Source organism: Limosilactobacillus albertensis, from assembly GCF_014145555.1.
GTDB lineage: Bacteria > Bacillota > Bacilli > Lactobacillales > Lactobacillaceae > Limosilactobacillus > Limosilactobacillus albertensis.
The window spans coordinates 21,921-36,626 of sequence record NZ_JACIVD010000073.1; the positions used below are offsets into that span (position 1 = coordinate 21,921).

At 37.8% G+C, this 14,706-nt stretch carries 16 protein-coding genes; 3 read left to right on the plus strand and 13 right to left on the minus strand.

Annotated elements, in window-relative coordinates; genetic code table 11:
• Positions 1 to 2 precede the first annotated feature (2 nt).
• The 5 genes from H5S41_RS10370 to H5S41_RS10390 all read right to left on the minus strand — a co-directional run bounded on the left by H5S41_RS10370 (position 3) and on the right by H5S41_RS10390 (position 5,250).
• Entirely contained in the window at positions 3 to 926 is a 924-nt protein-coding gene (locus H5S41_RS10370; protein ID WP_182603254.1) for a lactate/malate family dehydrogenase, read from the minus strand.
• A 104-nt stretch (positions 927 to 1,030) separates the two neighbouring features.
• Positions 1,031 to 2,554, minus strand: coding sequence for a glutamate--cysteine ligase (locus H5S41_RS10375; protein WP_182603255.1), 1,524 nt, complete (start codon positions 2,552 to 2,554; stop codon positions 1,031 to 1,033).
• Positions 2,555 to 2,686: 132 nt separating this feature from the next.
• The gene (locus tag H5S41_RS10380; RefSeq protein ID WP_182603256.1) at positions 2,687 to 3,880 is read right to left on the minus strand and encodes an amidohydrolase; all 1,194 of its coding nucleotides are present in this window, start codon (positions 3,878 to 3,880) and stop codon (positions 2,687 to 2,689) included.
• 25 nt (positions 3,881 to 3,905) lie between these two features.
• Positions 3,906 to 4,922, minus strand: coding sequence for a DUF3114 domain-containing protein (locus H5S41_RS10385; protein WP_182603257.1), 1,017 nt, complete (start codon positions 4,920 to 4,922; stop codon positions 3,906 to 3,908).
• 28 nt (positions 4,923 to 4,950) lie between these two features.
• Positions 4,951 to 5,250: an MGMT family protein gene (locus H5S41_RS10390; protein ID WP_182603280.1), complete on the minus strand. Its 300-nt coding sequence runs from the start codon at positions 5,248 to 5,250 to the stop codon at positions 4,951 to 4,953.
• A gap of 261 nt (positions 5,251 to 5,511) precedes the next feature.
• Here H5S41_RS10390 and H5S41_RS10395 point away from each other — a divergent pair, with 261 nt between their 5' ends.
• Positions 5,512 to 6,219, plus strand: a complete 708-nt coding sequence (locus H5S41_RS10395; RefSeq protein WP_182603258.1) for a Bax inhibitor-1/YccA family protein — start codon at positions 5,512 to 5,514, stop codon at positions 6,217 to 6,219.
• Between the two features lie 62 nt (positions 6,220 to 6,281).
• On the opposite strand, the gene H5S41_RS10400 is transcribed toward H5S41_RS10395, so the two are convergent.
• Both H5S41_RS10400 and H5S41_RS10405 read right to left on the minus strand, forming a co-directional pair.
• Positions 6,282 to 6,833, minus strand: a complete 552-nt coding sequence (locus H5S41_RS10400) for a hydrophobic protein (protein ID WP_182603259.1) — start codon at positions 6,831 to 6,833, stop codon at positions 6,282 to 6,284.
• A 121-nt stretch (positions 6,834 to 6,954) separates the two neighbouring features.
• Positions 6,955 to 7,893, minus strand: coding sequence for a peptidoglycan recognition protein family protein (locus H5S41_RS10405; RefSeq protein WP_182603260.1), 939 nt, complete (start codon positions 7,891 to 7,893; stop codon positions 6,955 to 6,957).
• Between the two features lie 193 nt (positions 7,894 to 8,086).
• Here H5S41_RS10405 and H5S41_RS10410 point away from each other — a divergent pair, with 193 nt between their 5' ends.
• Complete coding sequence (locus tag H5S41_RS10410) at positions 8,087 to 9,172, plus strand: LLM class flavin-dependent oxidoreductase (protein ID WP_182603261.1); 1,086 nt, start codon at positions 8,087 to 8,089, stop codon at positions 9,170 to 9,172.
• Positions 9,173 to 9,292: 120 nt separating this feature from the next.
• Here the strand turns inward: H5S41_RS10410 and H5S41_RS10415 are convergent, their stop codons facing one another.
• The 3 genes from H5S41_RS10415 to H5S41_RS10425 form a co-directional block, all read right to left on the minus strand.
• Entirely contained in the window at positions 9,293 to 9,385 is a 93-nt protein-coding gene (locus H5S41_RS10415; protein WP_231833094.1) for a helix-turn-helix domain-containing protein, read from the minus strand.
• A 203-nt stretch (positions 9,386 to 9,588) separates the two neighbouring features.
• Entirely contained in the window at positions 9,589 to 10,242 is a 654-nt protein-coding gene (locus H5S41_RS10420) for a nitroreductase (protein WP_153709979.1), read from the minus strand.
• An 84-nt stretch (positions 10,243 to 10,326) separates the two neighbouring features.
• Complete coding sequence (locus tag H5S41_RS10425; RefSeq protein ID WP_182603262.1) at positions 10,327 to 11,652, minus strand: dihydrolipoyl dehydrogenase family protein; 1,326 nt, start codon at positions 11,650 to 11,652, stop codon at positions 10,327 to 10,329.
• A gap of 123 nt (positions 11,653 to 11,775) precedes the next feature.
• Here H5S41_RS10425 and H5S41_RS10430 point away from each other — a divergent pair, with 123 nt between their 5' ends.
• Positions 11,776 to 12,663: an Rpn family recombination-promoting nuclease/putative transposase gene (locus H5S41_RS10430; RefSeq protein WP_182603263.1), complete on the plus strand. Its 888-nt coding sequence runs from the start codon at positions 11,776 to 11,778 to the stop codon at positions 12,661 to 12,663.
• Positions 12,664 to 12,736: 73 nt separating this feature from the next.
• Here the strand turns inward: H5S41_RS10430 and H5S41_RS10435 are convergent, their stop codons facing one another.
• The 3 genes from H5S41_RS10435 to H5S41_RS10445 all read right to left on the minus strand — a co-directional run bounded on the left by H5S41_RS10435 (position 12,737) and on the right by H5S41_RS10445 (position 14,704).
• Positions 12,737 to 13,375 (minus strand): GyrI-like domain-containing protein, encoded by a 639-nt coding sequence (locus tag H5S41_RS10435; RefSeq protein WP_182603264.1) that lies wholly within the window; start codon positions 13,373 to 13,375, stop codon positions 12,737 to 12,739.
• Between the two features lie 77 nt (positions 13,376 to 13,452).
• Positions 13,453 to 13,743: a hypothetical protein gene (locus H5S41_RS10440; RefSeq protein WP_182603265.1), complete on the minus strand. Its 291-nt coding sequence runs from the start codon at positions 13,741 to 13,743 to the stop codon at positions 13,453 to 13,455.
• Positions 13,744 to 13,933: 190 nt separating this feature from the next.
• Positions 13,934 to 14,704 carry an ABC transporter permease gene (locus H5S41_RS10445; protein WP_182603266.1) on the minus strand — a complete coding sequence of 257 codons (771 nt, stop codon included), beginning with the start codon at positions 14,702 to 14,704 and terminating at the stop codon, positions 13,934 to 13,936.
• Positions 14,705 to 14,706 lie beyond the last annotated feature (2 nt).

The following is a 14,706-nucleotide window of genomic DNA, read 5'->3' on the forward strand; positions in this document are numbered from 1 at the left end:
AATTATTCTCCTTCAATATTTTTTAGGGAATCTAATTGATGTTTGATTGTTGCTGCGGCGCTTTTTATTTCCTCATCTTCTAAAGGATAAAGCTTCAACAGTAACAAGTTGCCTATTCCCTGACGACCGATTAGCGCGGGAAAACTAATATACGTGGAATATTGCGGCTGATAAATTGCAACTGGTAAAGCCAACTGTTCATCAGCATAAATAGCCGTTATAATCCGTAATGTCCACGCTGTCACAGCACTTACATTATAGCCTAAACCATCAAGTGTATACCAATTACTAAGATTAGCCTTAATCTTTAACTGGCTTTGGTCAAGATGGTGGCCATTAATTGCAGCTGTTAGTGGCTGTCCGTTAACCCGCACTGTTGACCATGCAAATACCTGGTGTCCGTCATGTTGTCCATAAACAAAGCCAGTAACATTTGCAGCTGCTACATTTGCCGCTTCCGCAATTGCCCGATAAAGGCGGGATGTTTCAACCACGGTGCCAATCCCAATTACTTGCTTTTGCGGTAAGCCAACTGACTGCTGGAGAACGGCAGTAATAGCTTCATTAGGGTTCGTTAAGTTGATTAGGATCCCGCTAAAATCACTTTTAAAAATCTTATTGCCGATCTCTCGTGCCTGATGATAGCTGGTCTCCAGTTCAGCCATTGGTTGCTGCTTTAATAGGGCACTCTTACCAAAGGCCGTAATAAGAATATCTGCATCTGCTAAGGCAGCATAGTCCTGAATAATTATCTTTGTGTGTACGGCAAGCACCGTTTGAGCATCATTTAAATCAGCTTGAATAGCAACCGCTAATTGATCTTTTTCGTCAATCAATACCAGTTCGTCAACTTTTCCATTCATGACTAGCTGATTGGCAAGCAGTTGGCCCACATGTCCAAGGCCAATGATTCCAATTTTTCTCATTTTTAGATCTTCTTTCTATTTCCCAGGTAATAATCTAAAATTAAAATTCTAGCTAATGAGGTCCAGAGCATTGAATCATCAATAATCTGGACCTTTTTACATTATTATTTTTCTTGAAAATCTTTAACTTCTGGAAAGTCACTAATAATTACATCACGAGCACCCTTTGAAAAATCAAAGTCTGCCTGCGCATCATAACTTTCCTCATGATCACCTACATGTAAGATTACTTGACCGGGTTGCAAATCTACTTGAACTCCCAACTCAATTGCAGCTTTAACCAGCCGCTGAACATCATCAGAGTATGCATCGCTAATGGCTTGTAGCGGATGCTGGAAGTTAATATTTTTGGTATAACGGTCATTTGCAATCTTCAACCCAAAAGATAATAAATCTCCATCATCAAGTTGGTCCGCTAACTGGCCACTGATTGTTAAAGATGGATCATCTACCCGACGACGAACAAATTTTAAAGCAAGCTGATACTCACGGGGCGCGTTAAATTCAATAATGAAATTTTGTAATTCTGCAATTAATTTTATCGCAGCTTCATGCATCCATGGCAGTTGATCTTTTGGCTTTTGCAACGCCACTTCATTATTCCGTTTTTTCGCTTCTGCTAGTTTTGCAGGCAAATCATCCGGCAATGGTGAAAGGATACTATTTAAAAGCAGCAATTCAAGAAAATTAATCGTATCATCACTAATTCCCGTTCGTGATAAGGGGTCAAGGTCGAAGTTACGAAATTCAAGGTAGTTGATTCCCTTGCGTAGAGCATCATCGATATCCCGTGTATTATGACGTCGTAAACGAACCGGGCCAAAGAATTCCTTCATACTATAATAGGTCCCATCATTCATGAACTGTTTTAGTTCTGCAAAATGCTGATCATATGAAGCATAGGTAACCTGTTCATCAGCAAAATTATCATCCCCATAATCACTGCAACGCAAACTCCGAACAGGCAACTGTAGGTCTTCAGGAATACTATGCGGCATATCCGTTGAAACCGGACTTGCCCCATATAAGTACGTAAACAACCATTGGTAAAGGTAAAAGTTTTGTGCCAATTTGAAGTATAGGTGATTTTGAAAGTCGATGCGATTAGGATACTGCTCCACATAAAAGCGCTGGTAAAGTTCGTTGATTAGCTCATCATCTAAGCCAAAGTTAACATGAACATCTCCTAAGATTTCTTGAACAATACCATATTTTTTACCTAAATAATCATGAGTCTGCTGATCCCATGTTTTAGTGAAAGCAGTTTGTAAATATTCCAAATCATGCTGATAAGTTGGGCCTGGTGCCATGCTTAGCGGCCATAATCGTTCGTCACTTCGTAAATTTGAAATTGCAATCTGCTCTAACATTTTTAACTGACGTACTGCATTCTTAGCTCCGACAACCGGCGCAGTTTCAAAATCCATCATGTCATCTGTAAAGCCTGAGTTCAAATAAATATTATATTGCCGTGAACGCAGATTTTCAGGATATGGATAACGACTTGCCCGCCCATTAGTCAAGATTCGGTGCTTCTTTGCCTCTAAACCAAACTTTGAAGAAAAGAGTTTGGCGTTTAATGACGGCTGTTTTAAAGCTGCTTTAAGTTGATCATAATCGGTTCCCATCCAAGAATCCCTCCAATCATTCATTTTATTCAAAATCAACCATAACACTTTTGAAACATAATAGACAATAATTACTTAATTATTTTATCCAGATAATCACTTTAACATATATCAAAGAATGTTTAGTTTTTGTTAACGAAGGGCAAAATAATTTGTTACTACTGTCCCCATTGCCTTAGCGCAAATTAAAAGTGATTTTTCATTCAACATAAATTCTGGACTGTGATGGGGATAGCTACCACCATCAGCCGGCTGACAGCCCACATAAAAGAAGCAGCTCGGAACAACCTGGGCAAAATAAGAAAAGTCTTCTGATGCATTTACAAAACCACTATCTTTGATTGCTGTTACTCGTGGCAAGTTCGCTTCTTTAAGCCATTTCTCAATTTCAGCTGTAAAGGACCGACTATTGTCCAAAACCGGGTAATTATCATCGTACTTTAATTTACTATGAACGTCAAAGGAGTCATCAATCCCTTTAATAACTTTTTGAATTGATGACTTAATAATCTCCCGTGTTTTTTCATCCATAATCCTAACGTCACCTTTTAAACTGACGCTTTCTTTAATTGCATTATACGATCCAGCGCCATCAAAGGAGCCAATCGTAACACTACCAACATCAAATGGGTTTAGACGTCGCGACACTACAGTTTGAACGGTAGTAACGAAATAGCTTCCCGCTACAATTGCATCATGGCTTAATTGCGGCATTGATGCATGACCGCCCTTACCTACAAAAGTCAAGTCAAAATTAGCGCGCCCGGTTTGGGTTGGCCCTGGATGAAGCTGAATTGTTCCTGTTGGCATCGTACTCATCACATGGATACCGACAACATTATCAACGCCATCTAATGCACCATCTTGAATCATTGATAATGCACCGCCTGGCGAAACTTCCTCTGCTGGTTGATGGATAATCCGCACCGTTCCATTTAGCATTTCTTTTAATTCAATCAAACACTTAGCCAACACCATCATATATGCTGTATGACCGTCATGACCACAAGCATGCATTACTCCAGGATTTTGTGATTTAAATGGCAGGTCGTTATCCTCTTGAATTGCTAACGCATCAAAGTCGGCACGTAAAGCCAAACACTTACCAGGGCGTGCACCGTGGATATCAACAAGAATTCCATATCCATCACCACAGTCTCGTAAATCACAGTCCAAGTGCCGATAAAATTCTTTAATGTATCGCGCTGTATTCTTTTCGTGAAAGGAAGTTTCTGGATGTGCATGCAAATAGCGCCGAATCTTGATAATTTCATCTTCATGTTCATCCAATTTCTTCATCAATGCTATTTGAAGCTCATTATTCATAATATCGCTCTCCCTTTAGTTACCATTATAGCAACCCCGCTTTCCAATGAGCACAGAATTGATGATATTTTGGAGTAGCTGAAAAATAAGAATTAATCCCCTTATTTTTTAAATGTTGTTCTTTTAAATACTCAACATAATTCATATAGATCGAATACCGTTGATTTTTAGGGACCTTACGCCAAGCAACGATATCTTGCGGTCCCTTAATCAGATCAGCATAGTTACCATTATGATTATAGTCATGAGGAAAACGCCAGTAATCCTTTGCTACACGACGAACTTTACTATTTAACGGTTGGTTAACATCTAGGTACTGGTGTGTATGACGATATTTTCCGACAACCAATCGCCCGCCGTAGGGAATACCGTAATTGAAGGATTCAGTATTAGCAACCTGCTGCAACTGGTTAAGTGAATAATGATCAGGATTAGTATCAATTAGCCCGGTAGCAGTCTGATGATAAATATTCCATTGACTAACAAAATTGCCACTATCGATATCAATAATAAATTCAATCATTCTTGCCGGGTTCTTTTTATAACGAATTGAATTACGTAATAACTGAACTTTCATATTGTGAGGATAAGTAAATGACTGATGATAACGGTTATGAAAGTTTGCCCCTGTTTTAAAATCAGCTCTTAGGTGGTTATCATGCAAATAGCAAAGTAATCGCTGAAGGTCAGTCGCATTGGAATCAAGTCGCGGACTGTGATAATTACGAATATAAGCAATATTTTGCCGGTCAAGATAGCTACGAAATAGGTGAATTTTTCTCCCCAATAAATCAGTTGACAGTCCCTCAGGAGAGCCATAAGCGTCTACTACTAAGTCACGAAAATAAGGATAAAAATAACTAGTTGGTGCTAATTGAGGTGCTAGTTGATATTTCTTACTTAGCAGCTGTAGGAAGCGATTCTCATCAATCTCAGCATTCAGGTGGTAATTAAGGATTAAATCTAGTTGATCATGGGCAGTTAACCCGCTATTTATTAGTGACCTCATATAAGCCACTGATCCTATTTGATCGTTTTTCATTACCTTCTCCGTCTTATTTCCCAGGAAATTATATTCCTCTCCAGTAGCAACGTTTTATATCAACATGATTTTCGTCTTTAAATGGGACCCCTTCTGCTAATAACATCGGACGCTGATCAAACCATCCCGGAACCAAGCGCCCATTAGCAGTGACAACCCGATGACAAGGATGGTGCCCGCGACCGCCAAATTTACCAAGGACTTTCCCTACTAAACGAGCGTTACGAGGACGACCAATTATCCGTGCAATTTGTCCATAAGTAGCCACGCGCCCGTTCGGAATTATATCAACAACATTCAAAACCGCGTGAACAAACTGTTCATCTATTTTAGTCGTTGTTAGTCACCTCTTTACTTGAAGTTAGTGAATGATGAATTACCAACTATTAATTCCCTAAATTGCTCATCATACTACCTTATTACAAAAATCCCCCTTGTTTTTGCTAATTATAATAAAGAATAATAACGAGTGCTACAAGTTTTTCATAGAAGCCGTCATTGCTAACTTATTGCAAATTAATTTTATTATTAAAGTTATGGAATATAATAAAGGTAGGCAACTAGTTACTATGGAAAGGAGCGCTTAATTATGGATGATTTCTCACCTAATCGTAGAAACGTTGCTGATGTTACAGGCTTAAACCGGTTTTTAACAAAGATGTATGGTTTAATGACCCTGGCGGTACTACTTTCAGCACTGACCGCTTGGCTTGTAATGAATGTTTTTGCTAAACAATTCACTGCATTTATGGTTAATAATCGCTGGGGGATTTGGTTAATTATCCTCCTGCCTATTATTCTAACTTTTGGAATTAGTTTTAACGCTACACGGAGTCCAGGACTTTGTTTCTTCTTACTTGTTCTTACCGCAATTATCTATGGAATTTCGTTTGCATTTATTGCAGGAGCTTATGCCGGAACAGATATTGCTACTGCATTTGTTTCATCTGCCGGCGTGTTCTTAACGATGGCAATAATCGGCACCTTCTCTCACCGTGACTTTACAAGAATGGGTTCATATGCCAGTGCTGCTTTAATTGGTTTGATTATCGCATTACTCGTCAACTTCTTCGTTCAAAGTCCGATGATTAGTTATATCTTATCAATAATTGCAGTAATTATTTTCACTGCATTAACAGCTTGGGATGCTCAGCGAATGAAAAACATCTACCTCGAATGCGGCGATCAGGTATCTTCTAACGGTCTCGCAGTTCTCGGTGCTTTGCAATTATACCTCGACTTTATTAATCTTTTTGTTAGCTTCTTAGATATCTTTGGTTCTGATAGCGAACGTTAAAGTAAACGCCTAGTCATGTGGTAAATACCATCTATAACTAGGCGCTTTTTGTTTGCTTATGATTATTCTTTTTTATATTTTTTCCAATACAGTGCTTCTTTGATACAGGGATAGCGATGAACAAGGATCATTGTGTATACACTCGTCGTTACAGCAAGCAATAGCCAAATTATCCATCCATTATCAGGCAAAAATTTAAACCGTTCCCGCAATACTTCATTTAAAAGCTCAAATAAAACACTTTTAATAGTAACTTTTAATCCCAATAAATAATTGGTAGCAATTTCAACGACAAAAACAAGTCCAAAGCCATACAAATAAGCCCATCCCCGGCAATACTTGAAAATATGGTTATCATACTTATCCTTCGCGGCGGTTTTAACAACGCGGACACTGAAAGTCTGAAACCAGCCTAGCATAATTCCAATCAGAATTAAGATAACCGTAACAGATAAGTGCCATTCGTTTGATTCAGTAAACATCGAGATTATCGTCATTATAACAGCATAAATCGGAATAATAATGAAACTAGTCTTAGTTACGGGTTCAAGTTGAAAGGTCCCTTTGATGAAACTATACATAACTAATAAACAAAAAATTAATAAGAGAGTCATGATTTATCCCTCCTAGTGTAACTATACGATAGATGGGCATGACTCTCCAACATTATACTTATGAGTGATTTACCGTAAAAAGACTTATCATTAGATGCTATCCAACATTGCTATTAATTACTTACATCTTATTGTAATAAGCCTGCACTAATACAATAAAGTCATTAATGGTGTATGAGGTATCAAAAAGTTTTTTAGCTGATGCCGACCAATATGAGATTGGATCTTGGTGATCAGTACCGCCCAAATAACTTGAGACCATTGCATGTGTCCAAACCGTGCCGCCACCATTCTTATTTCCCTTTGTTACCGGAAGATTACCCTGCTTTAAATTATAGGCAGTATAATAAGCAGCATTCGCAACTTGATTAGCAAATGCAGTGGCGGTATATTCATGCGGCATTTCAAATTGAACAAAGTATGGATTGGCATTGGGTCCTGCTCCCTCAGCCATATATTTGGTATCAGCGATATTCAAAATCTGTTGGGCATCAATAAAGGTATGAACAAATACCCGGGTGGTACCATAATTCTTCTCCATATATGAAACTTCACTATTAATCGTTGAGTTTTCGTTCCCCGTATCGTGAATAATTACCCCACGTGGTTTACCAGATGTCGTCCCATATTGCTGCTGAGTAAAGCGCGAAGATATTTGGTGCTCAATATCCGCGTGAGGATAGCCTGCTTGCGCAATATACTTATTGATGGCGTTGGTCATTACGATATTTGTATCAGTAGAGCGGACAAAGTAGTTTTTTCCATTATAAATGATTTGGGCATATACTTTATGGGGATCTTTATCTATCAGATAATAACGGTTAACCTTGTACGTTGAGGCAGTGTTAAACTTAGTATTCGTTTCCCTTATTGCTGAAAGAGAATCATATATTTTAGCAGTATTAGTAAGCGTCACTGTCTCATCAACGGGATAGGAGTTGCTAACAGTCTTTGTCTGATGAGCATGGTACACACTAAATGCGAGACCAACTATTAATAATAATCCGATTATAAAATATGTTTGCTTTTGTCGTTGCTGTTTATTTCTTCTTTTTCGCATATAACTATTGTAACCGCTGAATTTGAAATTTGTTAGAAAAAATGCAAAACACTAATTCATAGGACCGATAATTTTTACCAATAGTAACCTAAAATTAGATGGTATTACCTCTAAAATATAAATGATTGTTAAATAAAAAAATTTATGATAAGATATTACTTGTAAAAAGTAAGTAAGAGAGGAGAATACCATTATGACAATTGAATTAGGCATTTCAACTTTTGGCGAAACTACCCCGCTTGAAAAAACGGGGAAAGCAATCAACCATGATGAACGAATTCGTAACCTATTAGAAGAAATCATTCTTGCGGACAAAGTGGGAATTGATGCCTTTGCTATTGGTGAACACCATCGAAAGGATTTTGCCGTTTCTGCTCCAGAAATTGTTCTCGCGATGGGAGCTGCAAGGACAAAACAAATCCATCTTTCGAGTGCCACTACTAATTTACCAACAATTAATCCAATCCGCGTTTATGAACAATATGCGACAATTGATGCGATTGCTCCTGGACGAGTTGAAATTATGGCTGGTCGCGGTTCCTTTACTGAGGCATTCGACTTATTTGGTTATGATTTAGATAACTATGACGCTCTCTTCAAAGAAAAGTTAGAGATGTTATTAAAAATTAACAACAATGAAATTCTTGATTGGTCTAAGGGTAATTTTACCCCAGCAGTTGATCATATTGGGATTTATCCTCGTGCCAAAAAGCCATTGCCAATTTCACTAGCTACCGGTGGCAATATTAACTCAACAATTCGGGCAGCTGAATTGGGATTACCGATTGTTTACGCAATTATTGGCGGTAAAATAACAGACTTCAAACCGCTGATTCAACTCTATCGTGTCGTTGCAGAAAAGACTGGCCATAATCTGGGGAAGATGCCGGTTGCTGCTCACTCCTGGGGATGGCTAAGTGATGATAATGAAAAAGCAATCAAGGAATACTTTTACCCAACCAAATTACTAGTTGATACCATTAGCAAAGAACGGCCACAATGGAATGGCATGACATACGACCAATACCTCGAAAGCATTGGCAGCGATGGAGTAATTTTCGTCGGTGATGCCGAAACCGTCGCTAACAAAATCATTAAAATGATGGAAACACTTGGCTTAAAGCATTTCTACCTTCACTTACCAATTGCTTCCATGCCGCATGAAGATATCATGAAGGCTATCGAGATTTATGGCAAAGAAGTAGTACCACGAGTAAAAGATTATTTTAAGAATAAAAGCAAATTAAATGACTTCTCGATTAAGTGGAAGGAACGCTAATAAGGGACTGAGAATTTTCTCGGCTCCTTATTTATTGCGCGTTTTAGATATTTCATCTTGATTCTTATCAATACGATTAACTGTTAACGGATATTTTGCATCTTCGCCAGCTTCTAATCGCTAAATCGTCCTTACAGAAACCTTTGCCTTTTCAGCAAGCTGCTCTTGTGAAAGGTGCTTCTCCATCCGTAGCTGCTTAATTTTATTAACCATTTTAATTCCTCCCTTCTAATTTTACTCTCGATAATACCCTTGCCACGTCATTTAGGCGACAATAACCCGTCAATTAGCCGTCAGCAAATTAATTTCCCGGGAAATACAAATATCGCTATTTTCTCTCATGAATTTTGTATTTCGATAACTAAAAAGGATTAACCAGTAAATAGCTATAAATCACTGATTAATCCTTTTTACTATTAATTGAAATGAAGAACTTCATTTACCGGTCGGCGCTTTGATTGATAGGTATTGATTGAGTCGGCAGTTGGGTAACCTAGTGAGATACCAACAATAAAACGTTCATCTTCTGGAACCTGCAATATTTGATGAAGGATCGCAGGAAAGCGGACACTATTATATGTTGGAATAGTGCTTAATCCATTATCGGTAGCTGCTAGCATAAGATTCTCCGCGAACAATCCCGCATCAAAGACCGACCAATCAGGGGATGCTTTAGGAATTGTAATATAAAGGATAACCGGTGAATGATATAAGGTATCGCTGGCATTGGTCATCTTTTCATGAGCTTCATCAAAACTAGCAAAGTGGTGAACAATCTCATGGCGCCATTGTTTCATATTTACTTGCGCTTGGGGAGCCCATTCTTCACGCCCCATCACTGATAGATCTGGCTGTCCATGATTCCCCGCTTTATCTTGTTCATGATAAGCATTTTTAATTTGCTGAAGAGAATCACCCATTGCGCAGTAGACCTGCCATGGCTGTGAATTAACCCATGATGGTGCTCGCTGTGCTAATTGAACAATTTTAGTAATAATTTCATGTTCAACCGGCTTGTCCTGAAATTCACGAACCGAGTGGCGTTGATTAATCGCTTCTTGTAATTCCATAATTTGATTACCTCCTAATTAAAGTCCTTACTAAAGTTTAGCATAATTTAGGAAATAAGTTTTCAATATCTACCGTTTCAAAGCTCATGGTAACAACCCTGCTATTTTGTCGCCTAAAGTTGGATAAATTGCCATTACCTTCTGCCGATACTCATTACCATCAATCTGTAAACCAATAATTGGAATAAGGTTATTGATATCGTCTGCTGCGTAATCACCTATTTCACTAGCTCCTACCAATTGTCTTCCTTTAAATACCAAGGTTAAGGTGCTAACTTGGTCATTTTGTCCTGCGTATAAACTTCCATATTTAAGGGAAATTCGCTTAACTTGGTACTGAGAGTCATCTGCAACACTATCTGCATTAACACCAACACGCGCAACCTCAGGAAAAGTAAAGGCAGCCTGACCAATCAGCGGGTACGTAATTGGCCGGGTGGTCTTACCTGTTAAATAATCAAAAAGATACTGTCCTTCAAACTCAGCAACCGGTGTTAACTTAGGCTCTTGGCGGCTGACTACATCACCAATCGCATATACCCCATCAACTGAAGTCATCATATGGTCATCTACTTTGATGCCATGATGATCATACTTAATATTTGTATTATCTAATGCTAATTTCTCAATATTAGGATGGCGCCCGGTTGCATTAAGTATGTAATCAGTTCTAACTTCTCCCTGGTCGGTTGCTATGATCAACTCATCTTTTAATTGACTAACTTTTTGCGTGTTTGCATTAAAAATAAACTTAATTCCCCGCTCCTTCATTGCCTCAACAAGCATTTTATCTTCTGCTCGCGTAAATTCTCGCAATACACGGTCAGAGTGAATAATCATCGTTACATCCGCACCAGCAGCCGCCACTAGGGTCGCCAATTCAAGGCCAACGAACCCCGCACCAATAACAGCAACTCGCGATGGCAGGGTTTTCAAGGATAGTAAATCATAATTTGTGTGTAAATACTCTTTTCCCGGAATATCTAAAATGTTGGGTGTTTGTCCTGTTGCAATAATAATATGGTCAGCCTGGTACTGACGACCATTAACGCTCACTGTTTTGTCACCAATAAAGTGAGCATAGCCTTCCTCAACATCATGACTTTTCTCAATAATTGAGAGCGTTTCATCCGGCCATGGATCGAATCGGCTAAGTTTTGTTTTCATAAGTGCCTGCCAATCTAATTTGGCTGGTTGACTAATGCCACGTCCCATTAATTGTTGTGATTGAAGAACTGTTCGCGCTGCGCCTTCAAGAAAAATTTTGGGCTCACAACCATAATTCGGGCAGGTTCCGCCAAATTCAAAGCCTTCAATGACTAATACATTGTGATTCGTTTTTGCTAATAAGTTTGACATTTTATACGCTGCTGGACCAGAACCAATTAAAATTTCATTATATTTTTTCATGTTCGTCCCTCCAAAAAAACACGGACCATTACGTTACTATTGCTTATTAAAAAATGTAAAATCTGATTCTTTACGTATATATATTATAGAGGTTGCAAAAACAATCAAGGAGGACACAAAAAAATGAATAAAAATTTAAGTCGTGAGCAGCAAATTGCACTAATCTATGACCGTTGGCAGAAAATGACTATTACCAGTGATCCTATGTTTGGATTGGTAATGCAAAACAAGAAAATTTGTCTTGAACTAATTAATCGCGCATTGCCAAATCTCAAGGCTAAGGAAATTGTCCAATTAGAAACTCAAAAAGATGTCAATTCTGTCAACTCTCATCGGGTTCGTTTTGATGTCTATGTCCGTGATAGCCAAAATAATATCGTCGTCATTGAAATGCAGGTCAATGATCAAAAAAATCTGCCAGCACGATTGCGTTATTACCAAGAACAAATCGACCACGGATTGCTACATCCAGGAGAAGACTACTCAATCCTTAATCAGTATCCCACATATATTATTATGTTCTGTAATTTTGATTATTTTGGTCGAGGATGGGCACGTTATGAATTTGAACTAACTTGTACTAAGGACCAGCATTTAAAGTTTAATGATAAACGAACAGTCGTTGTCCTCAACGCTCTCGCCAAAGAATTTGATAAAGATGACCAAGCAATCAAAAGCTTTCTTGCTTTAATGCGCAATAAGAGTAACAATAATAGTAGATTTATTGCGCAAATCCAAAATGAGATTAAGCAGATTAAAGACGATCCAGAAAGGAGAAATGGCTTTATGAAGTACGAAATCAATTTGATGGATGCTAAAAGAGAAGGACGCGAAGAAGGAATTAGAGAAGGGCTTAAAGAAGGACAAAGAGCAGCAAAATCGGATGGAATTAAGGCTTTGATTAGCACCCTTCAAGAACTAAATATAGAGCCTGTAGTGATTAAACAAAAAGTCAGTGAAAAATATCATTTAACTGAGCAAGAAGTTGAAAAATTCTTTAAACAAAGATAAACGAATAAAACGTCTTTCTCCCCCGTTTTGGAGTTAAAAAGACGTTTTTTACTTTACTAATGATTGATCGTACTTATTTATTAATCTGTTTAATTGGAATTCGAATAATTGTCTTCAGATTTTCTGACTTAGTTCGACGAGGATCAGATAGGTAAATTTCATGATGATGACGCTGATCCGTGTAATTTGGCTGATACCCTGTTTGTTTAATAAAATTATAAAGCTTAGCAACGGTTGCCGGCTCATTATCATATGGACCAACATGCATAATTTGTGCACACTGCCCCTCTGCGATTGAAGTTAATTTGACGGGCGTAAAGTCCAACTTTTTCTTAGCAGTTGCTTCATTGACAGCCCACTGAAAAACTTCTGAAGTTACAAAGCTTGGCATCCGAATCGCTGAGATGAAGTGAAAATTCTCTTTATGCTGATAATCAACGCCTTTAACCCCTGGTTGCCACCAAAAGCCTTCAAGTGGCGGAACCACAAAATCAAAGTAACCACTTGGCTGATATTCACCCATTTTACTCATCTTAATAGTATAGGCAAGACTATAAAGTAATTCGAGTGCATGTTGATATTCCCCACCCGCTTGATTAGGGTCACCACTACCATGAACAGTTAAATAAGTCATAGTCGGAACATCAATTAGAGTAGGTTTCTTGCTCGGTCGATAGAATTTTTTCTCCTCTTTCTTAAAATCATAAGCCATATTTGATTTCTCCTTTTTGCTGATTAATAAGTGATTGCAGGCTTTGAAAATTATTTTAAGATTAATCTAACCCGATACTATTTTGGCGACTTCTTCAGTTGAATTAACTTTGATGCAGAAAAAATACAAGCAATTCCATTGGCAATCGTCAAAAAGATCAAAATGTCCTCCAGCCAATCGTAACGGTTCGGAATTTCCGTACAAAGAAGAATTAAAAATAGCGAAGTAACACTCATTGTGCTGGCAAGCATCTGCTCATACTGCTTTTCCCTATTTGATTTTAGGTTTTCTCCTAAATTATTTTGGTGGTTATAATCACCATTTTCATATTTCTTCTTAATGGTATCGTGAAGTGTCCTTAGTTTCATTGGCCTGTTCTCCTTACTGCTTTATTAAAGCCGCAATTTTTATCATCAATTTTATCATCATTTAACGTTATTTTCCGTCCTGTAAGGCTCTATTTTGAGTTTTCGCCCCTGACTACAGATTATTATGTGGGCTTATGGTTGTTCGTATTCACTTTGCGATAACGTTTCTTGGATTCTAGATTGATCTTGTTTATAGTTTTTTATGCTGAAAAATCCAATAACCGAATAGCGTAAATAAAATAGTATAGATGATAGTTCCCCACAACAACTGCTGATTAGAAAGTAATGATGATTGATGATAAGTCGCATAATTATAATACTGGGTAGTTAAATTCAACATATTAAATGGATTCCATCGAATAATCGCACTGGGTCCCACATGAGCTAACAATAAATTAGTCGATAAACCACTGCCCATAAAAATAATTAAAGCATTAGTTGCAATCACCACGGTATTAGAGTTAATTATACAGGAAGTTAAACAAATTGAACTAATGATTAAGGTGGAAGTAATTAAATCCACACCAGTATTAGCAATCATATTAATAACTAATGGCTGATGATATTGATAGGTAGCAGTCCATGAGACCGGATTATTAATAATTGGAAAAATATTAAGAAGAACCGTTACCAAAATTGCAATCCCATGTAAAAACAAATTATACAAGAATAAGGTAATGAACTTAGCAAAAAAGACCACTGACCGACTATGTGATCGATATATTAAAGGAATAATCGTTCCGTTTTGAAACTCTAAAGAAAAGATTGTCGAACCAACAATCACTAATAATAGCATGATAATAGTACTCGAATCATAGCAGGTCATCACTAACAAATTACTATAGGTCCGTCCCATTGCTAGTCCAATAATAATCATCACGATAACCATGACAATAACCATTAACCAGGGTATTTTCCGATGATTAAGTTTATATAATTCTCGATATAGCTCGGTACTCATTC

Coding starts and splice junctions, on each gene's coding strand:
- H5S41_RS10370 (WP_182603254.1), bottom strand. CDS start 926: ATGAGAAAAATTGGAATCATTGGCCTTGGACATGTGGGCCAACTGCTT.
- H5S41_RS10375 (WP_182603255.1), bottom strand. CDS start 2,554: ATGGGAACCGATTATGATCAACTTAAAGCAGCTTTAAAACAGCCGTCA.
- H5S41_RS10380 (WP_182603256.1), bottom strand. CDS start 3,880: ATGAATAATGAGCTTCAAATAGCATTGATGAAGAAATTGGATGAACAT.
- H5S41_RS10385 (WP_182603257.1), bottom strand. CDS start 4,922: ATGAAAAACGATCAAATAGGATCAGTGGCTTATATGAGGTCACTAATA.
- H5S41_RS10395 (WP_182603258.1), top strand. CDS start 5,512: ATGGATGATTTCTCACCTAATCGTAGAAACGTTGCTGATGTTACAGGC.
- H5S41_RS10400 (WP_182603259.1), bottom strand. CDS start 6,833: ATGACTCTCTTATTAATTTTTTGTTTATTAGTTATGTATAGTTTCATC.
- H5S41_RS10405 (WP_182603260.1), bottom strand. CDS start 7,893: ATGCGAAAAAGAAGAAATAAACAGCAACGACAAAAGCAAACATATTTT.
- H5S41_RS10410 (WP_182603261.1), top strand. CDS start 8,087: ATGACAATTGAATTAGGCATTTCAACTTTTGGCGAAACTACCCCGCTT.
- H5S41_RS10415 (WP_231833094.1), bottom strand. CDS start 9,385: ATGGTTAATAAAATTAAGCAGCTACGGATGGAGAAGCACCTTTCACAA.
- H5S41_RS10420 (WP_153709979.1), bottom strand. CDS start 10,242: ATGGAATTACAAGAAGCGATTAATCAACGCCACTCGGTTCGTGAATTT.
- H5S41_RS10425 (WP_182603262.1), bottom strand. CDS start 11,652: ATGAAAAAATATAATGAAATTTTAATTGGTTCTGGTCCAGCAGCGTAT.
- H5S41_RS10430 (WP_182603263.1), top strand. CDS start 11,776: ATGAATAAAAATTTAAGTCGTGAGCAGCAAATTGCACTAATCTATGAC.
- H5S41_RS10435 (WP_182603264.1), bottom strand. CDS start 13,375: ATGGCTTATGATTTTAAGAAAGAGGAGAAAAAATTCTATCGACCGAGC.
- H5S41_RS10440 (WP_182603265.1), bottom strand. CDS start 13,743: ATGAAACTAAGGACACTTCACGATACCATTAAGAAGAAATATGAAAAT.
- H5S41_RS10445 (WP_182603266.1), bottom strand. CDS start 14,704: ATGAGTACCGAGCTATATCGAGAATTATATAAACTTAATCATCGGAAA.